We start from the raw sequence: 22,510 nt of genomic DNA on the forward strand, positions 1-22,510 counted from the left end.
GGCGCCGGCGCCGGGGACGTTTCGGGGAGGCGGGTCATGAGGCCGTAGGGGTGGGCGCCGCCTGCTCGTCTGCGGTCTTTCAATTCACGTGCGGTGTCCTGCGGGGCGTCGCCGACGGGGCGATGGTCCTCCATGCCAGTGCTGGAATTCCTCAGTCCGGATTCCGTCGTGCCCTCGCTGCGTGCGCGTGCCAAGAAGCAGATCCTGCAGGAACTGAGCGCGCATGCCGTGCGCCGGCTTCCGGCCCTGGACGAGCAGGCAGTCTACGACACCCTGCAGCAGCGCGAGCGCCTGGGCTCCACCGGCATCGGCGACGGTGTCGCCATTCCGCACGGCAAGCTGCCGGGGCTCGACCGGCTGTTCGGTCTGGTCGCCCGCCTGGAAAAGCCTGTGGACTTCGAGGCCCTGGACGGCCAGCCGGTGGATATCGCCTTTCTGCTCCTCGCGCCTGAGGGGGCGGGGGCCGACCACCTCAAGGCGCTGGCCCAGGTGGCGCGGGTCCTGCGCGAGCCGGGCATCCTCGACCGTATCCGCGCGGCGCGGGACGCCACCGCCCTCTATGCGCTTTTGACCCACACCTCCGCCTCGCAGGCGGCGTGATGACGGGATTGGCCAGAGCGATGGCGATCGGCTGCCTCGTGGCCCTGCCGTCGTCCGTCTCGGTCGCCCAGGCGCAGGCCGACACTGCCTGCGCTCGCGACGTCCTCGTGGCGACCTCGATGCAGCGCCAGGCCCTCGAACAGCTCGAACAGGCGGGCGGCGACGATGCCGACCGATGCCGGGTCTGGCGGCGCCACGTGGAAACCATGCGGCGCACGGCCAGCGTCTACGGGCGCTGCCTGTCGGGAGCCGAACGCGGCGCCCGCCTCGCCGAGGTCCAGGGCTCCGAGAAGGAGTTTTCGGGGTTGATCAGGACCCGCTGCCGCTAGAGCCTCGCCGATCCGGCGTCTACGCCGTCGGGATCAGCGCCAGGACGATGCGGGCGGCGCTGCGACTCGGGATGTCGTCGTGCGCGAGGCGCATCAGGCCGTCGATCCGGTCGAGCGACGCGATCTGGGCGTCGCGCTCGGCGCCTCCCGTGACCAGCGGCGCCAGGGCGGTGGCGAGGCGCCCGGCGGTGCAATCGGCCTGCACGAACTCCGGCATCGCGTTCTCCCCGAGGATGAGGTTGGGGAGCACGATGGTCGGCACCTGGATGAGGCGGCGCGCCACCGTCTCCTCGATCCGCGAGACCTTGTAGGCCACCACCATCGGGACGCCGGCGAGCGCCAGTTCGAGGGTGACGGTGCCCGAGGCGGCGAGCGCCGCCCGGGCCCGGCGGAAGGCGGCGTATTTCGCGGCCTCGCCGTGGACGAGCCGGACCGGCACCGTCCAGGCGAGTGCCAGCCGCTCGATCATGGCGCGGTGCCGGGACACCGCCGGCAGCACCGCCTCGACCGGGCCGATCCGCCGCGCGAGATCCGCCAGCGTCGCCCCGAACACCGGCATCAGCCGCTCGATCTCGGAGCGGCGGGAGCCGGGCAGGACGACGATCGTCGGCGGGTCGGCGGCGCGCAGCCGCGCCTCGTCGGGACCGGGACGCAATTCCGACAGGCGCTCGATCAACGGGTGCCCGACGTAGGTGCAGGCCGGGCCGCCCAGGCGCCGATGCGCCTCCGGCTCGAAGGGCAGGAGGGCGAGGACATGGTCGATGAACGGCCGCATCCTGGCCGCGCGCCACGGCCGCCAGGCCCAGACGCTGGGGGAGACGTAGTCGACGATCGGCAACCCCGGCATCCGCTTGCGCACCCGCGAGGCCACCGCATGGGTGAAGCCCGGGCTGTCGATGATGACGAGGATGTCGGGCCGGGCCTCGACGACGTCGCGCACCGTCTGGCGGATGCGGCGCAGGAGCGTGCGCAGGCGCGCGGCCACCGGCAGGTAGCCCATGACCGCCACGTCGTCGATCGGGAACAGGGACGCGAACCCCTGGCCGATCATCGCCTCGCCGCCGACGCCGCCGAAGACGAGCGGATGCTCGGAGAGATCGGACAGGCCGCGCATCAGCTTGGCGCCGAGCTGGTCGCCGGAATCCTCGCCGGCCACCAGCCAGATCTTTCGGGGGGCGGCGCTCACCCGTCGATCCTCAGCCCGACCACGAACAGGCCGGCTCGGTCCGCGGCGGCGACGGTGGCCGCCCGGTCGATGATCAGGGTCAGGCCGGCCTGGATCGCGAGGCCGGCGCAACCCGCGGCCGCCGCGTTGGCCACCGTGCGTGGCCCGATCGCGGGCAGGTCGACCCGCAGGTCCTGTCCCTCCTTGGCGAGCTTGACGAGGACGGTGCCGGGCTGCGCCCGCCCCAGCCCGAACGGCCTCCGCCCCAGCGCCCGGGCGCGGGCGAGCATCCGGTCGGTCCCTTCCGGGCCTTCGACGGCCACCGCCCGCAGGGCCGCGACCACCGCCGCCTGCCCGACGTCGTAGGGCGACAGCGCGCCGAGCAGGGCCCGGCCGGTGGCGATCGACAGGGCGGCCGCCTCGTCGGGGGCATGGCGGCCGAGCTGCCCCTCCGGGCTCAGGAGGTCTGGCGCCACGTCGTGGACGCCGACGACGCTGTGGCCGCGCTCCTCCAGCAGGGACAGGGCGCCGCGCAGCAGGCGGTCGTCGCCGCCGTTGGCCATGGCCCGCAGGACTTCACGGTTGCGCAGGGCCGCGGCGGCGTTGAGGATCGCGGCGGGGCTCGGCCGGGAGACGCCGCCGGCCGGCACGACACTCGCGGGGCCCCAGGCATCGAGGATCTTGAGGATGCCGGCGACGTCGAGGAGGTCGACGCTGGCCTTGGCCCGCGCCCGCATCGGGCCCTCGGCGAATCCCCGGATGGCGAGGACGCGAAACGGGCGCCCGGACCGCTCCAGGGAGGCCGCCACCAGTTCTGGCAGGCGCCCGGCGCCGGCCACCAGCACCAGGGGGCGTTCGGGGGCCGGGGGCGCGGCCGGCGCGGGCGCCACGGCCGATGCGGACAGGCTCATCGTCCGGCCCGGCCCGTCACGCCGCGCCCGGGGTTCCGCGCGGGGTGCACAGCGAGCGTTTTCCGCCCGCGCGGATGAAGGCGATGATGTCGGCCACCGCCGCATGCGGTTCGAACTCCGCCGCCACGTCCTCGAGCCGCTCCATCAGCGTGCCCTCCGGCGCGAACAGCAGGCGATAGGCCCGGCGCAGGGTGTGGATGTCCTCGCGCGAAAAGCCGCGCCGCTGCAGGCCGATGATGTTGAGGCCGGAGAGATAGGCGCGGTTGCCCAGCGCCATGCCGTAGGGGATGCAGTCGTTCTCCAGGCCGGAGAGGCCGCCGACGAAGGCGTGGGCGCCGACGCGGGCGAACTGGATGATGGCCGCGCCGCCGCCGAGGATGGCGTAGTCGCCCACGGTGCAATGGCCGGCCAGCATGACGTTGTTGGAGAAGACGACGCCGTCGCCGACCCGGCAATCGTGCCCGACGTGGGAATTGGCGAGGAAGGCGCAGCGGTCGCCCACCACCGTTTCCAGGCCGCCGCCCTCGGTGCCCGGATTCATGGTCACGCCTTCGCGGATCATGCAGTCGGCGCCGATGGTGAGCGTCGAGGCCTCGCCGCGGAACTTGAGGTCCTGCGGCGGGTGGCCGATCGAGGCGAAGGGATAGATCGTCGTCCGGGCGCCGACGCTGGTGCGGCCGGCCACGACCACGTGGCTCACGAGTTCGCACCCGTCGGCCAGGGAGACCTGCGGGCCGACGTGGCAGAACGGCCCGATCCGCACGCCCTCGCCGAGCCGTGCCCCGTCCTCGACGACCGCGCTCGGATGGATCGCGGCGCTCACTCGGTCACCAGCATGGCGCCGATTTCGGCCTGGGCCACCAGCGTGTCGCCGACCCGCGCTTCGCCGCGGAACCACCACATCGTCTTGCGCTGGCTGATCTTGGTCATGTGGTAGCGCACCGTGTCGCCCGGGACGACGGGCTTACGGAACTTGCACTTGTCGATGGTCATGAAGAAGACCTGCTTGGTGCGGACTTCCTCGGACATGATGTGGCGGCAGCAGATCGCGCCGGCGGTCTGGGCCATGCCCTCGATCAGGAGCACGCCGGGGAAGACCGGCAGGCCCGGGAAATGCCCCGTGAACTGCGGCTCGTTGATCGTCACGTTCTTGATGCCGATGCAGGACTTGTCGCCGTCGATCTCGACGATCCGGTCGATCATCAGGAAGGGATAGCGATGGGGCAGGAGTTCGAGCACCTTCTGGATGTCGGCCGAGGCGAGTTCCTGCCCGGCATCGCGTCCGCCGGACTCTCGCGGCATCTCGTTCATGGAATCCTACACCCCAAACTTCGCGCGTGCCGGCGCCTCCGAACGCCCGCTGCCCGCCTCGATCGATGGCCGTGGATCGGCCCGCGCCTCAGGATCGGCACGGGCGCTTCACGGCGAGCGGCCCTCTTGTGAAGAAATCGGGGCCAATGCAAGGCCGGATCGCAGATGCACGGTCCGGCGACCCGAAGCCGAGCCTCAGCTTCCCTGCGCCGGGGGGGTGCCGCCGGTCCCGGCCGGGCCGTCGCCGTCGCGACCCGTCCGTTCGGCGAGCCGGGCCAGGGTCGTCAGTTCGCGGAACCAGGCGCGCACGGGCTTGGCCGGGGTGCCGCCCCAGCGGCTGCCGGGGGGCACGTCGCGGTTGACGTTCGACGAGCCGGCGATCTGCGCGCCCATGCCGATGCGGATGTGGCCGACGACGCCGACCTGGCCGCCGAGGACGACGTAATCCTCCAGGGTCGTCGACCCCGAGATGCCGACGCCCGAGACGATGACGCAGTGGCGCCCGATGACGACGTTGTGCGCGATCTGCACGAGGTTGTCGATCTTGGTGCCCTCGCCGATCACCGTGTCGCGGCTGGCGCCGCGGTCGACGGTGGTGTTGGCGCCGATCTCGACATCGTCTTGGATGATGACCCGGCCGATCTGCGGCACCTTGAGATGGCCGCCCGGGCCCATGGCGAAGCCGAACCCGTCCTGCCCGATCCGCGCGCCCGGGTGGACGATGACCCGGTTGCCGAGGAGCGCGTGCGTGAGGGTGGCTCCCGCACCGACGGCGCAATCGCGACCGATCCGGACCTCCGGCCCGATCACCGCGCCCGGGCCGATCACGGTGCCCGACCCGAGGTCGGCCCCCGGGCCGATCACCGCGCCGGGATCGACCCTAACGCCGGCCTCGAGGCGCGCGTCCGGGTGGACGTGAGCCCCCGGCGAGACCCCGGCGGAACCGAACAGCGAACCCGGCCGCATGGCGTCGGGATGGAACAGCGCCAGGATGCCGGCATAGGCCCGATAGGGATCCGGCAGGACCAGCGCCGCCGTCGCGGCCGGCACGCGCGCCGAGAAGCGGCGGGAGACGAGGCAGAGGCCGGCCCGCGTCGCGGCCAGCGCGTCGATGTAGCGGGCGTTGTCCATATAGGCGACGTCGCCGGGGCCGGCCGATTCGAGCGGCGCGGCGCCGGTGAAGGCGGCCTCGGCATCGGCTCCATCGGGCACGCCGACGCCACAAGCCCCGGCGATGGCGCCGAGGCTCAGGGTGGTGCGGGTTCTGAAGAAGATCGGATCGGTCATGCCACGAATGGCTCCGCCCCCCGGTGGGGAGGGCGGAGCCCGTCGCTCAGAACCGGGAGCCGCCCGAGAAGCGGAAGGCCTGGAGCTGGTCCTTGCCGACCCGGCCGTAGAAGGTTCCGTCGGGACCGAACACCTTCTGGCCCTCGTCCTTCGACAGGGCGTAGGCGTAGTCGAAGCGGATCGGTCCGAGCGGCGAGTTCCACAGGATGGAGGCGCCGATCGAGGAGCGGATCACGGCCTTGTCGCGGACGTTCACGCACTCGGGTTCGACGGCGATGGCGTTGGGGCCGACCGACGAGTAGTTGCAGCCGCCGCCCGGCGCGATGCCGTTGATGAAGGCGTCGCCGTTCACGTTGAACTGCGAGCGGCCGTTGTAGCCGAACAGCGTACCGGCATCGGCGAAGACCGCGCCCTTCAGGCCGAGATCGCGGGGGATGCCCCAGATCGGGAACTGAACCTCGACGGTGCCACCGACGTAGGTGGTGCCGCCGACCGCGTTCGAGCGGCTGTCGGCGATGCCGACGTCACGCGGGCCGATGCCGTTGGGCGCGAAGCCGCGGACCAGCGACGGTCCGAGGAAGAACTGGTCGGTGATGCGCAGCGGCTCGTCGTTGAGCGCCGAGATGTGGCCGCCCTGGAACCGCACGAAGCCGACCACGTCCTCGTAGAGCTCCTTGTAGTACCGGGCGTCGCCGGTCACGCGGAAGAACTTCGAGTCGCCGCCGAGACCCGCCACGTCGGGCTTCAACTCGGCATAGAGGCCGTTGCGCGGGAGCTGGAGGCTGTCGAGGGTGGAGTAGGCGAGGGTCACGCCGGCCAGTGAGGTGAGGGTGTTGCCCTGCGAGCCCTTGAGGGCGATCGACGCTTCGCCGTCGAAGGCACAGGCCGGGTAGGCGGAGAGGCCGCTCACGCTGCGCCCGCCGACGCTCTGGCTGAACGTGTTGGGCCCGTAGGTCTGCGTATAGCCGGGGATCGGATTCGAGCAGTCGTTGTAGGGACGACGGATCGTGTTCGGGACCTTCAGCTCGGTATTGTAGAGCGAGTAGCGCAGGGTCACGCCGAACTCTTCCGTGATCGGCAGGCCGACGCGGAGCTGACCGCCGTAGACGGTGGTCTCGTAGCGCGAGTAACGGGTCTGGTCGCTGTACTTGTAGAAGGCGTCGAAACCTGCGGCGAGACGGTACCCCATGAAGTAGGGCTCGGTGAACGAGAAGTCGACGCCGCGGGAGTACTGGCCGGCGGTGCCGGCGACGCGGACGTACTGGCCACGGCCGAGGAAGTTCGACTCGGAGACCGAGACCTCGGCGATGATGCCGTCCTGGGTCGAGTAGCCACCAGCCACCGAGAACGAACCCGTGGGCTGATCCTCGACGTCGATGTTGATGATCACGCGGTCGGCCGACGTGCCCGGCTCGTTCGAGAAGCGGACCTTCTTGAAGAACCCGAGGCCGTTCAGGCGGCGCTCGGCCCGGTCGGTGAGGACGCGGTTGTAGGCATCGCCCTCGGTGATATCGAGCTCGCGACGGATGACGTAGTCGCGGGTGCGGGTGTTGCCGCGGATGTTGATGCGCTCGACGTAGACGCGCGGGCCGTCCTCGACCACGAAGCCGAGGGAGACGGTCTGGGTGGCGCGGTCGCGCTGGCCGGTGGGGCGCACCTGGGCGAAGGGGTAGCCCTGGCGGGCGACCTGGTTGGTCACGCCGGTGAGGGTCTTCTCCACGTCCTCGGCGTTGTAGACGTCGCCGACGGCGGTACGGACCTCGCCGTCGAGCACCTGGGTGTCGACACCGGCCAGGCGCGAGTCGATGGCCACGGCGCCGACGCGGTACTGCGCGCCCTCTTCCACGGTGACGGTGATCGCCCAGCCGGCATCCTCGCCTTCCACGTAGCGGGAGTCGGCGTTCACGATCCGGAAGTCGGCGTAGCCGTTCTTGAGATAGTAGCGACGGACCATGTCGAGGTCGTTGGTGATCCGGTCGGGATCGTAGACGTCGGAGGTCTTGATGAAGCTCAGGAAGTTCATCTCGGAGGAGGACATCAGCTCCTTGAGCTTGCCTTCCGAATACGCCTCGTTGCCGACGAACTTGATCGACTTGATGCCGGTCTTGTCGCCCTCGTCGATGACGTAGATCACGTCGATGCGGCCGTTGGGCAGGTCGACGGTGCGGTAGCTGACCTTGGCGCTGCCGCGCCCGGCGCGGCGGTAGACCTCGCGAATGCGCTGCAGGTCGGCCTCGACCACGGCCTTGTTGAAGCCGCTGCGGCCCTTGGCTTCGACCTGGCCCTCGAGGGTGGCCTTCTCGACCTTCTTGTTGCCCTCGAACACGACGCGGTTGACGACGTTGTTCTCGCGGACGCTCACCACCGTGCCGGCGCCGCTGCGCGACACCTTCACGTCGGAGAACAGGCCGGTGGCGAGCAGGTTGCGGCGGGCCTCTTCGGGGGAGCCCGATGCGGTGCCCGTCACGTAGGAGCGGATCGTGTCCGAATCGACGCGCTGGTTGCCCTGAACGACGATCTGCTGCGCCTGAGCGGGACCGACCAGGACCAGCCCGGCTGCCGCGGTGGCGACAAGGACGATGGCCTGTTCGGCCGACTTGCGCCGGCGCTTCGTCGTCATCGACATCATGTAAAAGCCCGTCTCTTTTATTATCAGCACGGGCTCTCACCCGCAGACGAGCGACCGTTTACCGGCCGTCCCGACACCTGGTCTCTAGCCCAGCTTCTACCGAGTTTCGGAAGCGAAGCAAACGCTCGGGTCCCCCGGCTCCTGGGGATTTTGGGGGGACGTGGCCTTCCGGTCACTTAACGGTTCCCGACGACCCGGAATCAGGGTGTACGGACCGTAAAGAGGCCCGCCACCCCCCGGCGGGAGGATGGCGGGCCTCGGGCTTTTTCAGGGCTCGGGCGGGTTTTCGCGACGACTGGTTTTCGCGACGACTCAGGTGGCGCGCGTCCAGGAGGCCGCGAGGTTGAGGATGTCGTTCCAACCCGCGAACAGCATCAGCATCAGGACGAGGGCGAGACCGATGCGAAAGCCGATCTCCTGGGTCTTCTCGCTCAAGGGGCGGCCGCGCACCGCCTCGTAGGCGTAGAACATCAGGTGGCCGCCATCGAGCATCGGCACCGGGAACAGGTTGAGGAGACCGATCGAGACCGACAGCAGCGCCACCAGGCTGATGAGGCCGCCGACGCCCCCGACCTTGGCGACCTCGCCGGAAACGCGGGCGATGCCGATGGGGCCGGAGAGCTGGTCCGGGGATTCGCGGCCCGTCACGAGCTTGCCGAGGTAGTCCATGGTGCGGTCGACCACGAAGTAGGTCTCGTAGACGCCCAGGGACAGCGACTGCAGGGCGCCGTACTGCACCAGTCTCGCCTCGGTGCCCTTGGGGCCCTGGAGGCCGAGGCGGCCGAAGCGGTGCTGTCCGAAGGGCGTGCGCTCCTGGACGACATCGGGGATCGCGACGAGGTCGGTGGGGACGCCCGCCCGTTCCACCACGATCTTCAGCGAACTGCCGGCGCTGCCGGTCACGGTGCGCTGCATGTCGGTGAAGCTGCCCACCGGGGCGCCGTCGATGGAGCGGATGACGTCGCCGGGCTGGAAGCCGGCACGCTCGGCGGCGCTTCCGGCGATCACCGCCTCGACCCGCGCCGGCGTCTCGTAGCGGCCGCCGAAGTAGATCGCGCCGGCGAAGACCAGGATGGCGAGGATGAAGTTGGCCACGGGCCCCGCCACCACGATCGCCGCCCGCTTGGCCACCGGCTGCGTCGGGAAGCTGGTGGCCCGCTCCTGCGGGCTCATCTGCGCCACGCCCTGCGCGTCCGGCACGCTGGCGCCGTTCATGTCGCCGTGGAACTTGACGTAGCCGCCGAGCGGGATGGCGCAGAGCTTCCAGCGGGTGCCGTGCTTGTCGTTGAAGCCGACGAGCTCCGGCCCGAAGCCGATCGAAAAGGCATGGACGCCGACGCCGCACCAGCGCCCGACCAGGAAGTGCCCCATTTCGTGGACGAAGACCACGATGGTCAGGACGATGAGAAAGGGGATGACGGCGCCGAAGAACCCGCTCGCGGTTCCGCCCATGGCGCTGAGGAATTCCATCGGTCCGTCCTTGATGCCGGTCTCTCGACCGATTGTTCAGACCCTAAGCCGGTCCGGGTCGGCAGGGCAACGCGTCGCCCGCTCGGGTCTTCGATCCGCCCCAGGGCCCGGTCGTACGACCGCTGCACGCTTGTCGACCCTGTCTAGCAGATCGTGTCTTGCGGCCGCCAACGCAATTCGGTGCGACGGCACGCCCATGTCGCATCATGGTGACCGGGCCGCGGCCCTTCACGCCGCGAGCGCCTGCGCGCTCCAGGCCCGCGCATGCGCATCGATGGCCAGGGCCTCGTCGACGTTCGCGGGAGCCGTGCGGTAGGTGGGCGCGAAATGCGCGCAGGTCCGCTCGACGAGCTCGGCGATGCCGTAGAACGGGATGGCGCCGCGGATGAAGGCCGCGACCGCGATCTCGTTGGCCGCGTTCATCACGGTGGGGGCCGCGCCACCCTCGGCCAGTGCCGCCCGGGCGATGCGCAGGCACGGGAACCGCTCCTCGTCCGCCGCCTCGAAGGTGAGGCTGCCCGCCGCCACGAGGTCGAGGGGCCGGCCGCGTTCGATCGTCAGGCGGTCGCCGAGGCCCAGGCAGTGGGCGATCGGCACGCGCATGTCGGGCATGGCCAGCCCCGCCGTGACGGCGCCGTCGCGCCAGTGGATCAGCCCGTGGACGATGGACTGCGGGTGCACGATCACGTCGAGGCGTCCGGGCTCGATGGAAAACAGGTGGTGCGCCTCGATCAGCTCCAGCCCCTTGTTCATGAGGGAGGCGGAATCGATGTTGATCTTCATGCCCATCGACCAGGTCGGGTGGGCGGCGGCCTCCGTCGGCGAGGCGGCGGCGATCCGCTCGCGAGCCCAGGTCCGGAACGGGCCGCCCGAGGCGGTGATCGTCATCTTGGCGACGTCCGAGACACGGCCGTCGCCCAGCGCCTGGGCCAGGGCGTTGTGCTCGGAATCCACCGGCAGCAGCCGGGCCTTGTAGCGGGCGGCATCGCGCATGAAGGCGTCGCCGGCGCACACGAGGCTCTCCTTGTTGGCCAGCGCCACCGTGCGCCCGAGACGCAGCGCCGCATGGGTCGGGCGCAGGCCGGCGGCCCCGCTGACCGCCGCGACCACGATGTCGGCCTCGCGGGCGACCGCCTCCATCACCGCCGATTCCCCGGCGCCGTGGGCGATGCCGGACCCGGCCAGGGCCTCGCGCAGGGCGGGTCCGGCGGCCTCGTCGGCCAGGGCCACGAATGCGGGCCTCATCTCCCGCGCCAGCGCCGCCAGGGAGGCGGCGTCGCGCCCGCCGACCAGGGCGCCGACGCGGAAGCGGCCGGGGTGCTGGCGCATGAGATCGGTGGTGGAGCGGCCGATGGAGCCCGTGGCGCCCAGGACGGTGACGGTGAGACTCACGCGAACGATTCCTTCAGGCGGCCGCCAGGCGGCGCAGGACGAGATAGAAGCCGACGAGGACGGCCACGGCGAAGAAGCCGTCGAGGCGATCCATGACGCCGCCGTGACCGGGGATGGAGCGGCCGGAATCCTTGACGCCCCACCGCCGCTTCAGCGCGGATTCGGCGAGATCCCCGCTCTGGCTGCAGATCGAGGCGGCGGCGCTGGCCAGCGCCACGATGCCCAGCGAGGCGGAGGCGGCGCCGCTCCAGCCCTGCGCGCGCGCGGCCATGACCAGGCCGGCGCCGGCCAGCGTGCCGGCGGCGAGGCCGCCGAGCGCGCCCGACCAGGTCTTGTTCGGGCTCACCCGCGGCATCAGCTTCGGGCCGCCGAGCATGCGGCCGGTGACGTAGGCGACGATGTCGGTGGACCACACCACCGCGAACATCCAGGCGGGACCGACGATGCCGATGGCGGGATCGTCGCGCAGCGCCGTGGGGACGAGGGCGATCACGGCGCCGCCGCCGAGGCCGAGGAGGGCGCGAACCCGAGTGGCGCTGTCGCGGGCGACGATCAGGAGGACGAGGCCCGCACCGGCGAGCACCATGGCGATCGTCGCCGGCGACGTGCCGACCCGCGCGCAGACCACCGCGCCGACGAGGGCCGCGGCCGTCACCGCGACGAGGGGCCGGGTCGGGGAGAGTTGCGTCATCGCGATCCATTCGCCCGTGGCGATGACCGCCGCGACGAGCCAGATCACGGCGAAGGGCCATTCGCCGACGACGAGGCCCGCCACGACCGCGACGGCCATCACCAGCCCCGAGATCGCGCGAAGCCGGAACTCGCGCCCGCCGAGGCGGTCGCGCCGGCGCACGGCCGCGGGTGCCGGGCCGCCCGTGCCCGCCATCAGCCGGCCTTGTCGCTCAAGCCGCCGAAGCGGCGGTCGCGGCGGTTATACTCGTCGATGGCCGCGCGGAAGGCGTCGTGGTCGAAGTCCGGCCAGAACTCCGGCACCATCACGTATTCGGCATAGGCCGTCTGCCACGTCAGGAAGTTCGACAGGCGCTGCTCGCCGGAGGTGCGGATGACGAGGTCCGGATCGGGGATGCCTGTGGTGTCGAGGGCGGCGGTGATGGTGTCCATCCCGATCTCGCCCGGGCTCATGCGGCCCTCGAGGACCGCCTGCGCCAGCTGCCGCATCGCTCGCAGGATCTCCTGGCGGCCGCCGTAGTTGAAGGCCACCACTAGGGTCAGGCCGGTGTTGTGCCGGGTCCGCTCCTCGGCTTCGACGAGCAGGCCGGCGATGTCGGGGGTGAGGCTCTCGCGGTCGCCGATGATGCGCACGCGCACCCCGCTGGCATGGAGATCCGCGAGGTCGCGGCGCACGAACAGCTTGAGGAGCCCCATCAGGTCGGCGACCTCGGCGGGCGGGCGACGCCAGTTCTCCGAGGAGAAGCCGTAGATCGTGAGGTAGCTCACCCCGAGTTCGATCGCCGAACGGACGGCCCGGCGGACCGCCTCGACGCCGCGGCGATGGCCCTCGACGCGGGGCAACCCGCGCCGGGCGGCCCAGCGGCCGTTCCCGTCCATGATGATCGCAACATGGGCGGGCACGGCCGGGCGCTCACGCGCGGCGGCCCCGGGCGAGGGCGTCGCGGCCTCGATCCGCGACGAATCCGGTCCCGTACCGGTGCAAGCCATCACCTCGGCGTCGGACGTCATCCCTGCCTTGATCCGACGCGCGCGCGTTAGGCGATCCACCGCGTCTCTCCCTCACCGTCCCTGGACCGGTCGACCACGCGGCCCCGTCGTGCCGGGGCCCTCCGACGCCCGCCGGACCGGCCCCCATCGTTCTCGCCGATCCCCCGGCGTCGAGCCGGCGAGACCACGCCCGTCGCGCGTCCGGCGGCAGGCCCCCATGCGGAAGGCCCTAGACCTGCATGATTTCCTTTTCCTTGGACGCCAGCACGCCGTCGATCTCGGCGATGTGCTGGTCGGTGACCTTCTGCACCTCGGCGGCCTGACGCTTCTCGTCGTCCTCGCTGATGGCGCCGTCCTTCTCGAGCTTCTTGAGGTGGTCGAGGCCGTCGCGGCGCACGTGGCGCACGGCGACCCGGCTCTCCTCGGTGTACTTGTGGGCGACCTTGACCATCTCCTTGCGGCGCTGCTCGTTCATCTCGGGGATGCGCAGGCGGATGGTCTGGCCCTCGGTCTGCGGGTTGAGGCCGAGGTCGGATTCGCGGATCGCCTTCTCGACGGCGCTGACCATGCCGCGGTCCCATACTGAGATGCTGAGGAGGCGCGGCTCGGGCACGCTCACCGTGGCGACCTGGGACATCGGCATCGCGGCGCCGTAGGCGTCGACGGTGATCGGATCGAGGATGCTGGGGGTGGCGCGGCCGGTGCGCAGGGAGCCGAGATCGCCCTTCAGCGAGGCGACGGCGCCCTGCATGCGGCGCTTGATATCGTTCAGATCGAAGTCCGGAATGGCCATGCGTGAAGAGTCCCGACGCGAACAGGGGAGGAAAGCCAGGCCGCTGGGCCGGTTCGTGGGCTTCCATGAACCAAAATCCGGGCGCTCGCAAATGACTTGGCCGCCGGCCCGCACCCCCGCGTCCGGCCGGTTACGCCGTGGGGCGCCGCGCGGGCTCGCGGGCGGCGCCGGCGAGCGGCGTCGATTTCTGGACGTAGTGGGTGCCGTCGAGGTGGGACACCGCGCGCAGGAGGCCGACGGCACCGCGGGCGGTCATCGGCGGCGGATCGAGTTTCGCCTGGGTGCCGTGCAGGAGGTAGAGCGCGTCGAGCGCCGGGGTGTGGCCGGCAAAACCGACCGTCCAGCCCTCGAAGTCACGGCGATCGATCGCACCGGCGAACAACAGCACCATGCCGCTCTGGCGGTCGTCCTCGGCCAGGCGCCAGAGCTGCTCGGAGATCGCCGCCCGGTCGCCCTCCATCGCCTGCAGGAAGTACGCCTCGTTGAAGATCAGGGTGCCGGTGATGCCGGTGGTGTGGTCGTAGCGGCTGCACGAGGCCAGGATGTCCCGCACCATGTCGCGCATGGACCCACCGGTCATGGCGACCCGGTTGTGGCTGTAGAAGACGATCTGGGCCAGGCACATCGCTGCGGCGTCTCGGGCCCGGCGCGCTGCTTGCGGCCCGGGGCACGCGAGCCAACCTCACGAAGCTGAAGAATTCGTCTCTTCGGTGCGTGCCGGTCAGGGAACGACGTGCGTGCTCGGCGCGGCCCCCGTCAGGATCGCCCGGATCGAACTCGGCGCATGCACCGAGCCGACGACGATGGAGAGGCGGCTCTCGCGCGCCAGGGCGAAGGCGGCGGTATCCATGATCTTGAGGTCGCGCCGGATCGCCTCGTCGTGGGTCAGGCGGTCGTAGCGCACGGCGTCGGGGTCGGTCTTGGGATCGGCAGAATAGACCCCGTCGACCTGCGTCGCCTTGAGCACCGCCTCGCAGCGCAGCTCCGCCGCGCGCAGCACCGCCGCGGTGTCGGTGGTGAAATACGGGTTGCCGGTGCCGCCGGCGAGGACCACGACCTGGCCCTTGTCGAGGTGGTGCAGGGCCGGCTGGCGCGCGAAGGTCTCGCAGATCGTGGGCATCGACACCGCCGACATGGTGCGGGCGGTGACGCCGGCCGCGTTCAGGGCGGTCTCCAGGGCCAGCGAGTTCATCACCGTGGCGATCATGCCCAGCGAATCGCCGGTGGCCCGGTCGATCCAGCCGGCGGAGGAAATCCGCGCCCCGCGGATCATGTTGCCGCCCCCCACCACGAGCGCGACCTGGACCCCGGTCTCGAGGGTACGGGCGATGTCCGCGGCCAGGCTGGCCAGGGTCGGCGGATGCAGCCAGTAGCCGTCGGGAGCGGCCAGGGCCTCGCCGGACAGTTTTACGAGCACGCGGCGGAAGGACGTCGTCTCGGGCATCACCCAACCTCTTCCGTCGCCGGACCGCGTCGCCGGTCCGGCCGTCGCCCGTGCACATACGTGACCCGACGCCGTGGCGTCGAGGGCCGGGCCGCACCATTAGCGGGAATGACGGGCACGGGACCGGACGTCGTGGCGCCCCGATGTCATGGCGCCCCGAAGTCATGGCGCCGGGTTGCGCAGGCACGCCCACCCCGGCAGCCCGTCGGTGTACGGTCGAGGGCGAGCCTCGGCGTCCGTCGCCGCGCCATGCGCAGAGGACGTCGCTCGCGGGCGGGTCGTCAGCTCGTGACGGACCGGTTCCAGACGGAAAAAATCCGTGGGAGGTGCCAAGGCGCCGCTCCCACGGATGCTGCTACAACCCCGGCCGGCTCGCGGCCCGGACCGTCCTCAACGCGAGAGGCTGGCGACCTCGGCGGCGAAGTCGGGGCCTTCTTCCTTCTCGATGCCCTCGCCGAGCGCGTAGCGCACGAAGGCGGTGAGCTTGACCGGTGACCCGGCCTTGCCCTCGGCCTCCTTCAGCACCTGGCTGACGGTCTTCGAGCCGTCGTGCACGAAGGGCTGCTCCAGGAGGGTGACCTCCTTGTAGTAGCTCTTGAGGCCGCTCTCGACGATCTTGGCGAGCACGTGGTCGGGCTTGCCGGCGTTCTTCTCGCGCAGGATGTTGCTCTCGCGCTCCAGGGTCGCCTGGTCGACGCCGGAGGCGTCGAGCGCCACCGGGTTGGTCGCCGCGATGTGCATCGCGATCTGGCGGCCCAGCGTCGACAGCACCTCGACGTCGCCCTCGGACTCCAGCGCCACCAGCACGCCGATCTTGCCGAGGCCGGCGCTGACGGGCGAGTGGACGTAGGAGGCGATCACGCCCTTCTGCACGTCGAGCTTGGCGACGCGGCGTAGGGTCATGTTCTCGCCGATGGTGGCGATGAGGTTGGAGAGGGTCTCCTTCACCGTCTCCGTGGCGCCGGGATAATGCGCCGTCTCGAGCCCCTCGAGGGTTCCGTCGGTGTCGAGGGCGAGCTTGGCGGCCTCGCGGGCGAAGCCCTGGAAGCTGTCGTTGCGCGCGACGAAGTCGGTCTCGGAGTTCACCTCGACGATGGCGGCGTGGTGCCCGGAGGATTCGACGGCGACGAGGCCTTCGGCGGCGACGCGGCCCGCCTTCTTGGCGGCCTTGGCGAGGCCCTTCTTGCGCAGCCAGTCCACCGCGGCTTCGATGTCGCCGTCGGTCTCGTTGAGCGCGCCCTTGCAGTCCATCATGCCCGCGCCGGTCTTCTCGCGCAGCTCCTTCACCAGTGCGGCGGTGATGTTGGCCATGGCCAGTCCTCTCGTCAGGTGTTCAGCAGGTCTTCAGAAGGTCAGGAGCCCGGCGCCGGGGTGGCGCCGGGCTTCCCGGTCAAAGTCCAATCCGTGTGTGACGGCCCGGCGACGGACCGTCGCGCGCCTCACGCGGCGGCGGCGGCCTCGACGAAGCCACGGGCCTGGTCGACCCAGCCGTCACGGACGATGCGGCCGTTGAGCTTGAGGTCGGTATCTGTCTTGGCGACCTCGGCGTCGGTCATCGCGGCGATCTGCCAGTAGTGGTAGATGCCGGCGTCGTTGAGCTTCTGCACGATCTGCGGGCCGGCGCCGTGGAGCTTCGACAGGTCGTCGGGCGCGCCGCGGGGGGCCGAGAGCAGCTCGAAATGCTCGGTGGATTCGACGAGAGCGGCCACGTCGGCCTGCGTGATCGAATCCGATTCCACCGACAGCGCCACGTCGTCGTTGGCCGGAAGCTCCTCGGCGAGGGGCTCCTCGGAGGCGCCGAGGTCGACGCCGCTGGAACCCTGGCCGCGCGAGATGCCGTCGATGGCGGCGCGGGCGATCAGGTCGCAGTAAAGCGAGATCGCGCGGCCGGCGTCGTCGTTGGCGGGCACGACGTAGGTGATGCCGTCCGGGTTGCAGTTGGTGTCGACGATGGCCGCCACCGGGATCCCGAGGCGCTGGGCCTCCTTGATCGCCAGCTGCTCCTTGTTGGTGTCGATCACGAACAGGAGGTCGGGCACGCCGCCCATGTCCTTGATGCCGCCGAGCGCCTTCTCGAGCTTGTCCTTCTCGCGGGCGAGCATCAGGCGCTCCTTCTTGGTGAGGCCCTGGGCCCCGCCCTCGAGGGTCTCGTCGACCTTGCGCAGGCGCTGGATCGAGCCCGAGATGGTCTTCCAGTTGGTGAGCATGCCGCCGAGCCAGCGGGAGTTCACGTAGTACTGGGCCGAACGCTTGGCGGCCTCGGCGATGGTGTCGGCGGCCTGGCGCTTGGTGCCGACGAACAGCACGCGGCCGCCCTTGGCCACGGTGTCGCTCACCGCCTGCAGGGCCTGGTGGAGGGCCGGCACGGTCTGGGCGAGGTCGATGATGTGGATGTTGTTGCGGGTTCCGAAGATGTAGCTCTGCATCTTCGGGTTCCAGCGGTGGGCCTGGTGTCCGAAGTGGGCGCCCGCTTCGAGGAGCTGACGCATGGTGAAATCGACGGCCATGATTCTCTGTTCTCTTCCGGTTGATGCCGCCGCGGAGGAAGCGATCCCGCCCCGAAAGGCACGATCACCGGAAACGCCTCATTCAGGCATGAGGCCGGCTCCGCGTGTGGAATGGGCGGGGCCTTAGCAGAGGGGAGGGTGGGAGGCAACACCTCGCCCGACCCCAACGGCATCGCCGCGCCGGTGGCCACCGGCAATCCGTGTGACGGAGGCTTCTTTCCCGTCCGGCCAGGACAGGGCCCGCAAACGGGTCAGGCTGGCCGAGGCCCGGCGAAGACGGCCTGGATCTCGGCTTCGCCCAGGATCCGGTACGCCCCCGCCTCCAGATCCTCCGGCAGCGCGAGCCCGCCGATCCGGTCGCGGTGCAACGCGACCACGTGGTTGCCCACCGCCGCGAACATGCGCCGGACCTGATGGTAGCGGCCTTCGTGCAGGGTCACGGCCGCATGGGTCGCGTCGTGGACCTGCGTCTCGACGGGGAGGAGCGGCTTGTCCTCGCCCTCCAGCATCAGGGTGCCGGACGAAAAGATCGCCGCCTCGTCGCCCTTGAGCGGGCGGTCCAGGGTCACCTGGTAGCGCTTGGCGACATTGGATTTGGGCGCGATGATCCGGTGCAGCAGGGCGCCGTCGTCGGTGAGCAGGAGGAGGCCGGAGGTCTCCTTGTCGAGGCGGCCCACCGTGGAGAGGGCCGGGTCGCGCCGGCGCCAGCGTTCCGGCAGCAGGCCGTAGACCAGCGGCCCCGCTTCCTTGTGCGAACAGGTGACGCCGAGCGGCTTGTGCAGCATCAGGGCGAGGCCGGGAGGCGGGTCGAGGGCCTCGCCGTCCACGGTCATCCGCGCGCTGAGGTCGGCACTCACGGCGATACGGCGATCGGCGTCGCGGACCGGCGCCCCGTCGAGGACGACGAGTCCCGCCTTGGCGAGCTGGCCGATCTCCCGGCGCGAGCCGTAGCCGAGGTTGGCCAGCAGCCGGTCGAGACGCAGGGTGGCTGCCTTGGCCGTGCCGCTCATCGCAATGCCGCTGGGATCACGTGCGCGCTTCGTAGATCTTGTAGCCCCCCGCCGAGGCCTTGAGGGTCACGGACTTGAAGGCGGCGTTGAGCGGCGCCTCGTAGGGCAGGTGGGTGTTGGCAGTGAGCCACAGGGTTCCGCCCGGCCGCAGCGATTCGGCCGCCCGGCGGATGAAGACCTGGCCCAGCATCTGGTCCTCGGTGCCGCCGTCGTGGAAGGGCGGGTTCATCACCACGAAGTCGAGGCGGGACAGCGCCGCGTCCGGCGCGCGGATGTCGGCCCAGCGGATGACGGCGCGCGGATCGGCGACGTTGCGCCGTGCCATCTCCACGGCGCGCCGGTCGATGTCGATGAGCGTCAGCGCGGTGACGGCCGGCGAGGCGAGGACGGCCCTGGCCAGCACGCCGATGCCGCAGCCGAAGTCGGCTCCCTTGCCGGAGAGGACGGGCAGGGTGGAGAGAAGCAGCGCCGTGCCGGGGTCGAGCCGGTCCCAGGAGAAGACGCCCGGCTGGGTGCAGAGCGCGAGGTTGTCGATGTGGCGCGGGGCGCCGTCGCGGATCACCGCGTCGAGGGGCGCCAGGGCCTCGGGCCTGGCGACCTCGCAGATGCGGTGGTGGCGGCGGGCCGTCTCGGCCGGCTCGCAGCCGAACGCCTTCAGTTCGCGCCCCAGGCGCGCGCCGCCGCGGTCCTTGGGAGCCAGCGCGGTGAGGCGTCCGCCAGGACGCAGCGCCCGCAGCGACAGGGACAGCGCATAGCGCCGCTCCAGCGTCCCGGGGGGCGCGAGCACGACGATCCGGTCGAGGCTGGCCTCGGCGAGGTCTTCGAGACGGGCCGATCCGGGAATCAGCGGCGAGACCTGGGCGGCGTCAGCCGGGATCTCGGCGAGGTCCGGCGGCGGCGATCCATAGACGGCATCGGGAGGAGGCATGGTGGGGGGAGACATGGCCAACATCATGACGAATCCGGCGCGACGGCGCACGCGCCTCGAGGCTCAGGGCGTAAGCGGGAATGGGTGGGGCGGCCGCGACTCGGACTCGAATCCCGACATGGCGATAGGTAGCCGGCGAGAACGTCGAGGGGAAGTTCGACGTGGTCGCATCCACGATATTTCTGATGTCCACCGAATCGTCGCGTCGGACAATGTCAGGTTATTGACGGATCGGCTTTGTTATGAAGGCCATCGGATCGGTGATTTGCTTCCCGGGCTCGTGAAAAGACGCAGGCGTTGCAGCGCAATACTGGGACAGCGCCGCTTCGCCGGCGGCGCAAGCCATTGTCTGATCTGGGAAACCGGCGTTCAACCGCGCGGAAATTCCAGTCCCATCTCGCGGTAGCGGGCCGGATCGTCGGCCCAGTTCTCGCGGACCTTCACGTGCAGGAAGAGATGCACCTTGGTCTCGGCGACCTCCGAGATCTCGATACGGGCCGCCTGGCCGATCGCCTTGATGGTCTGGCCGCCCTTGCCGAGGACGATCGAGCGCTGGCTCTCGCGCTCGACGAAGATCGTCTGCTCGATCCGCACCGAGCCGTCCGGCTTCACCTGCCACTGGTCGGTCTCGACGGTGGAGCGGTAGGGCAGTTCCTCGTGCAGGCGGTCGTAGATCTTTTCGCGGGTGATCTCGGAGGCGAGCATCCGCAGCGGCGCGTCCGAGACCTGGTCCTCGGGGTAGAGCCAGGGGCCGGGCGGCATCATGCCGGCCAGCGCCACGCGCAGGGTCGCGATGCCGTCGCCCTTCAGCGCCGAGATCATGAAGGTGTGGGCGAACGGCACCCGTTCGTTGAGGGCGGCCGCCAGGGCGAGCAGCGTCTCGCGCAGGATCAGGTCGATCTTGTTGAGGATCAGGATCTTGGGGCGGCCGATGTCCGGCAGGCGCGCCAGGATCGCCTCGACCTCGTCGTCGATCCCCTTGCGGGCATCCACCAGCAGCGCGACGGCGTCGGCGTCGGCCGCCCCGCTCCAGGCGGAATGGACCATCGCCCGGTCGAGCCGGCGCTTGGGCGCGAAGATGCCGGGGGTGTCGACGAGGATGATCTGGGCCGGGCCCTCCATCACGATGCCGCGCACCAGGGCGCGGGTCGTCTGCACCTTGCGCGAGACGATCGACACCTTGGTGCCGACGAGGCTGTTGAGAAGCGTCGACTTGCCGGCGTTGGGTACGCCGATCAGGGCGACGAAGCCGGCGCGGGAGTCCCGCGAGGCTCCCGGCATCGTGCCTGCGCGGGGCGCGGTCGCCTCCGTCTCGGGGGCGGCATCTTCCGGGCCGTCGTCGCGGTCGGGGCCGTCTTCGAGATCCGGGTCGTGGTCAGGCATCGGGGCTACGTCCTTCATCGGTGTCGGTCGACGCGTCCGGAGCCTCCGGGGTTCGTGTCGTGTCGTTGAGCGCGATGCCCTCTCGCGCCAGGACGCAGCGGGCCGCCTCCTGCTCGGCGAGGCGCTTGGACGGCCCGTCGCCGAAGCCGGGCTCGATCCCGTCGACCCGCACGGCGATGCGGAACTGCGGGGCGTGGTCCGGCCCGGAGCGGGCCGCGACCTCGTAGACGGGGATGGCGAGCCCCCGAGCCATCGCCCACTCCTGCAGCGCCGACTTGGCGTCGCGCCCGCGCGGGGCGGACGTTTCCCGCGACGGCGCGAAGGCCGCGGTCACGATCGCCCGCGCCGCCTCGTAGCCCGCATCGAGGAACACCGCCCCCAGGATCGCCTCGCAGACGTCGGCGAGAATCGTCTGGTTGCGCCGCCCGCCACCCTGGACCTCTCCCGGCCCCAGCGCCAGATGCGGGCCGACATCCCAGGCCAGCGCCACGGCCGCGCAGGTCTCGCGGCGCACCAGGCCGGCCAGGCGCCGCGAGAGGTCGCCCTCGTCGGCGGCGGGGAAGGCGGCGTAGAGGAGGTCGGCGGTGGCCAGGCCGAGCACGCGGTCGCCGAGGAATTCGAGGCGCTGGTAGCTGCCGCTGCGGCCGACGCCGCCGGCCTTGCTGACGTGGGTCAGGGCCCGCACGAGCAGGGTCTTGTCGGTGAAGACGTGGCCGATCCGGGCCTCGAGGAGGTCGAGCCCCGGCCTGGGACGCGGCGCGCGCCGCGCCCGGTTGGACAGGGGCGCGCCTTCGTCCATCTTGGGCATGACCTTAGTTGATGGCGCTGAAGAGGCGGTTCCAGCGCACCTTGGCCGGCCAGTGCCAGATCTGCCAGGCCGGCGTCCCCTCGTCGATCGAGAAGAAGATCATCTCGGCGCGCCCGACGAAGTTCTCGAAGGGCACGAAGCCGACGTTGGCGAGATCGCGCGAATCGGTCGAGTTGTCGCGGTTGTCGCCCATCATGAAGTACTTGCCCTGGGGTACGACGTAGGGCTCGGTGTTGTCCCAGTAGCCGCTGTCGCCGTCACGCTCGATCACCAGGTGGGTGACGCCGCCCGGCAGGGTCTCGCGGTACTGCTCGGCCTTGGCCTGCTCGCCGTAGGGCCCGGTGGTCTCGAAGGGCGCGATCTTCTCGCGCTTGACCGGGACGTCGTTGATGTGGAGCAGGCCCGACTTCATCTGCACCTTGTCGCCGGGCAGGCCGATCACCCGCTTGATGTAGTCGGTGGCGTTGTCCTTGGGCAGTTTGAACACGGCGATGTCGCCGCGCTTCGGGGCGGCCTCCCAGATCCGGCCGTTGGCCTCGAACGGGAGGTATTCGCTCAAGGGCAGCGAGTATTTGGAATAGCCGTAGGCGTATTTCGAGACGAACAGGTAGTCGCCGATCAGCAGCGTCGGCACCAGCGAACCCGATGGGATGTTGAAGGGCTGGAACAGCAGCGTGCGCACCACGAGGGCGATCAGCAGGGCCTGGAGGCCGACCTTGAGCGTCTCCTTGACGCTGGCCCAGGTGCCGGTCTCGGCGACCTTCAGGTCACGCTTCGTCTTGTGATCCACGCGCGCACGTTCCATCTTCGCTGTCGTCTCCGGCTCGCCCGCGCAGATCCTCGCCCGCGCAGATCTTCGGGAC

The 22,510-nt window shown here is 70.6% G+C and carries 22 protein-coding genes; 2 read left to right on the plus strand and 20 right to left on the minus strand.

All coding sequences use genetic code 11. The features are described 5' to 3' along the window. Positions 1–132: 132 nt before the first annotated feature. Both ptsN and ASG59_RS15395 read left to right on the plus strand, forming a co-directional pair. On the plus strand, positions 133–600 hold the full coding sequence (gene ptsN, locus ASG59_RS15390) for a PTS IIA-like nitrogen regulatory protein PtsN (protein ID WP_055879022.1): 468 nt from the start codon (positions 133–135) through the stop codon (positions 598–600). After that, positions 600–929, plus strand: coding sequence for a hypothetical protein (locus ASG59_RS15395; protein ID WP_056409856.1), 330 nt, complete (start codon positions 600–602; stop codon positions 927–929). The genes ptsN and ASG59_RS15395 overlap by 1 nt, the downstream gene beginning before the upstream one ends. 19 nt (positions 930–948) lie before the next feature. Here the strand turns inward: ASG59_RS15395 and lpxB are convergent, their stop codons facing one another. The 20 genes from lpxB to lepB all read right to left on the minus strand — a co-directional run bounded on the left by lpxB (position 949) and on the right by lepB (position 22,452). Then, positions 949–2,115, minus strand: a complete 1,167-nt coding sequence (gene lpxB / locus ASG59_RS15400; RefSeq protein ID WP_055879016.1) for a lipid-A-disaccharide synthase — start codon at positions 2,113–2,115, stop codon at positions 949–951. Then, a complete protein-coding gene (gene lpxI, locus ASG59_RS15405) occupies positions 2,112–3,005 on the minus strand; it encodes a UDP-2,3-diacylglucosamine diphosphatase LpxI (RefSeq protein WP_056409859.1) in 894 nt (297 codons plus the stop codon). Before lpxI ends, lpxB begins: the two co-directional genes overlap by 4 nt. Before the next feature lie 16 nt (positions 3,006–3,021). Then, positions 3,022–3,828 carry an acyl-ACP--UDP-N-acetylglucosamine O-acyltransferase gene (lpxA, locus tag ASG59_RS15410; RefSeq protein ID WP_055879007.1) on the minus strand — a complete coding sequence of 269 codons (807 nt, stop codon included), beginning with the start codon at positions 3,826–3,828 and terminating at the stop codon, positions 3,022–3,024. After that, a complete protein-coding gene (gene fabZ, locus ASG59_RS15415; RefSeq protein WP_056410085.1) occupies positions 3,825–4,307 on the minus strand; it encodes a 3-hydroxyacyl-ACP dehydratase FabZ in 483 nt (160 codons plus the stop codon). The genes lpxA and fabZ overlap by 4 nt, the downstream gene beginning before the upstream one ends. A gap of 204 nt (positions 4,308–4,511) precedes the next feature. Continuing rightward, positions 4,512–5,603 carry a UDP-3-O-(3-hydroxymyristoyl)glucosamine N-acyltransferase gene (lpxD, locus tag ASG59_RS15420; protein ID WP_055879004.1) on the minus strand — a complete coding sequence of 364 codons (1,092 nt, stop codon included), beginning with the start codon at positions 5,601–5,603 and terminating at the stop codon, positions 4,512–4,514. A 46-nt stretch (positions 5,604–5,649) separates the two neighbouring features. Then, the gene (gene bamA, locus ASG59_RS15425) at positions 5,650–8,232 is read right to left on the minus strand and encodes an outer membrane protein assembly factor BamA (RefSeq protein ID WP_055879001.1); all 2,583 of its coding nucleotides are present in this window, start codon (positions 8,230–8,232) and stop codon (positions 5,650–5,652) included. 312 nt (positions 8,233–8,544) lie between these two features. Continuing rightward, complete coding sequence (gene rseP, locus ASG59_RS15430) at positions 8,545–9,702, minus strand: RIP metalloprotease RseP (RefSeq protein WP_055878997.1); 1,158 nt, start codon at positions 9,700–9,702, stop codon at positions 8,545–8,547. A gap of 228 nt (positions 9,703–9,930) precedes the next feature. Further along, positions 9,931–11,094, minus strand: coding sequence for a 1-deoxy-D-xylulose-5-phosphate reductoisomerase (dxr, locus tag ASG59_RS15435; protein WP_056409863.1), 1,164 nt, complete (start codon positions 11,092–11,094; stop codon positions 9,931–9,933). 13 nt (positions 11,095–11,107) lie between these two features. Further along, the gene (locus tag ASG59_RS15440; protein ID WP_056409866.1) at positions 11,108–11,980 is read right to left on the minus strand and encodes a phosphatidate cytidylyltransferase; all 873 of its coding nucleotides are present in this window, start codon (positions 11,978–11,980) and stop codon (positions 11,108–11,110) included. Beyond that, complete coding sequence (locus tag ASG59_RS15445; protein WP_244472222.1) at positions 11,980–12,795, minus strand: isoprenyl transferase; 816 nt, start codon at positions 12,793–12,795, stop codon at positions 11,980–11,982. Before ASG59_RS15445 ends, ASG59_RS15440 begins: the two co-directional genes overlap by 1 nt. Positions 12,796–13,003: 208 nt before the next feature. Then, the gene (gene frr, locus ASG59_RS15450) at positions 13,004–13,567 is read right to left on the minus strand and encodes a ribosome recycling factor (protein WP_055878987.1); all 564 of its coding nucleotides are present in this window, start codon (positions 13,565–13,567) and stop codon (positions 13,004–13,006) included. 130 nt (positions 13,568–13,697) lie between these two features. After that, positions 13,698–14,192 (minus strand): BLUF domain-containing protein, encoded by a 495-nt coding sequence (locus tag ASG59_RS15455; RefSeq protein ID WP_055878983.1) that lies wholly within the window; start codon positions 14,190–14,192, stop codon positions 13,698–13,700. 96 nt (positions 14,193–14,288) lie between these two features. Beyond that, entirely contained in the window at positions 14,289–15,011 is a 723-nt protein-coding gene (gene pyrH / locus ASG59_RS15460) for a UMP kinase (RefSeq protein ID WP_055878979.1), read from the minus strand. Between the two features lie 390 nt (positions 15,012–15,401). Beyond that, the gene (gene tsf, locus ASG59_RS15465; RefSeq protein ID WP_055878976.1) at positions 15,402–16,322 is read right to left on the minus strand and encodes a translation elongation factor Ts; all 921 of its coding nucleotides are present in this window, start codon (positions 16,320–16,322) and stop codon (positions 15,402–15,404) included. 128 nt (positions 16,323–16,450) lie between these two features. After that, on the minus strand, positions 16,451–17,518 hold the full coding sequence (locus ASG59_RS15470; protein ID WP_055878972.1) for a 30S ribosomal protein S2: 1,068 nt from the start codon (positions 17,516–17,518) through the stop codon (positions 16,451–16,453). A 251-nt stretch (positions 17,519–17,769) separates the two neighbouring features. After that, positions 17,770–18,528 carry a pseudouridine synthase gene (locus ASG59_RS15475; protein WP_056409869.1) on the minus strand — a complete coding sequence of 253 codons (759 nt, stop codon included), beginning with the start codon at positions 18,526–18,528 and terminating at the stop codon, positions 17,770–17,772. A gap of 16 nt (positions 18,529–18,544) precedes the next feature. Then, positions 18,545–19,471, minus strand: a complete 927-nt coding sequence (locus ASG59_RS15480) for a class I SAM-dependent methyltransferase (protein WP_156399268.1) — start codon at positions 19,469–19,471, stop codon at positions 18,545–18,547. Positions 19,472–19,825: 354 nt separating this feature from the next. Beyond that, entirely contained in the window at positions 19,826–20,737 is a 912-nt protein-coding gene (gene era / locus ASG59_RS15485) for a GTPase Era (RefSeq protein ID WP_156399277.1), read from the minus strand. A gap of 94 nt (positions 20,738–20,831) precedes the next feature. Next, positions 20,832–21,647, minus strand: a complete 816-nt coding sequence (gene rnc / locus ASG59_RS15490; RefSeq protein WP_082528789.1) for a ribonuclease III — start codon at positions 21,645–21,647, stop codon at positions 20,832–20,834. Between the two features lie 4 nt (positions 21,648–21,651). Then, entirely contained in the window at positions 21,652–22,452 is an 801-nt protein-coding gene (lepB, locus tag ASG59_RS15495; RefSeq protein ID WP_055878963.1) for a signal peptidase I, read from the minus strand. Positions 22,453–22,510 lie beyond the last annotated feature (58 nt).

The sequence above is a fragment of the Methylobacterium sp. Leaf466 genome (assembly GCF_001425565.1).
Taxonomy (GTDB): Bacteria; Pseudomonadota; Alphaproteobacteria; order Rhizobiales; family Beijerinckiaceae; genus Methylobacterium.

What these genes read in the sequence shown, in the direction of transcription:
- ptsN (WP_055879022.1), top strand. Translation starts at nt 133, where the DNA reads ATGCCAGTGCTGGAATTCCTCAGTCCGGATTCCGTCGTGCCCTCGCTG.
- ASG59_RS15395 (WP_056409856.1), top strand. Translation starts at nt 600, where the DNA reads ATGACGGGATTGGCCAGAGCGATGGCGATCGGCTGCCTCGTGGCCCTG.
- lpxI (WP_056409859.1), bottom strand. Translation starts at nt 3,005, where the DNA reads ATGAGCCTGTCCGCATCGGCCGTGGCGCCCGCGCCGGCCGCGCCCCCG.
- fabZ (WP_056410085.1), bottom strand. Translation starts at nt 4,307, where the DNA reads ATGCCGCGAGAGTCCGGCGGACGCGATGCCGGGCAGGAACTCGCCTCG.
- lpxD (WP_055879004.1), bottom strand. Translation starts at nt 5,603, where the DNA reads ATGACCGATCCGATCTTCTTCAGAACCCGCACCACCCTGAGCCTCGGC.
- bamA (WP_055879001.1), bottom strand. Translation starts at nt 8,232, where the DNA reads ATGATGTCGATGACGACGAAGCGCCGGCGCAAGTCGGCCGAACAGGCC.
- rseP (WP_055878997.1), bottom strand. Translation starts at nt 9,702, where the DNA reads ATGGAATTCCTCAGCGCCATGGGCGGAACCGCGAGCGGGTTCTTCGGC.
- ASG59_RS15440 (WP_056409866.1), bottom strand. Translation starts at nt 11,980, where the DNA reads ATGGCGGGCACGGGCGGCCCGGCACCCGCGGCCGTGCGCCGGCGCGAC.
- ASG59_RS15445 (WP_244472222.1), bottom strand. Translation starts at nt 12,795, where the DNA reads ATGACGTCCGACGCCGAGGTGATGGCTTGCACCGGTACGGGACCGGAT.
- frr (WP_055878987.1), bottom strand. Translation starts at nt 13,567, where the DNA reads ATGGCCATTCCGGACTTCGATCTGAACGATATCAAGCGCCGCATGCAG.
- ASG59_RS15455 (WP_055878983.1), bottom strand. Translation starts at nt 14,192, where the DNA reads ATGTGCCTGGCCCAGATCGTCTTCTACAGCCACAACCGGGTCGCCATG.
- pyrH (WP_055878979.1), bottom strand. Translation starts at nt 15,011, where the DNA reads ATGCCCGAGACGACGTCCTTCCGCCGCGTGCTCGTAAAACTGTCCGGC.
- tsf (WP_055878976.1), bottom strand. Translation starts at nt 16,322, where the DNA reads ATGGCCAACATCACCGCCGCACTGGTGAAGGAGCTGCGCGAGAAGACC.
- ASG59_RS15470 (WP_055878972.1), bottom strand. Translation starts at nt 17,518, where the DNA reads ATGGCCGTCGATTTCACCATGCGTCAGCTCCTCGAAGCGGGCGCCCAC.
- ASG59_RS15475 (WP_056409869.1), bottom strand. Translation starts at nt 18,528, where the DNA reads ATGAGCGGCACGGCCAAGGCAGCCACCCTGCGTCTCGACCGGCTGCTG.
- ASG59_RS15480 (WP_156399268.1), bottom strand. Translation starts at nt 19,471, where the DNA reads ATGTCTCCCCCCACCATGCCTCCTCCCGATGCCGTCTATGGATCGCCG.
- era (WP_156399277.1), bottom strand. Translation starts at nt 20,737, where the DNA reads ATGCCGGGAGCCTCGCGGGACTCCCGCGCCGGCTTCGTCGCCCTGATC.
- rnc (WP_082528789.1), bottom strand. Translation starts at nt 21,647, where the DNA reads ATGCCCAAGATGGACGAAGGCGCGCCCCTGTCCAACCGGGCGCGGCGC.
- lepB (WP_055878963.1), bottom strand. Translation starts at nt 22,452, where the DNA reads ATGGAACGTGCGCGCGTGGATCACAAGACGAAGCGTGACCTGAAGGTC.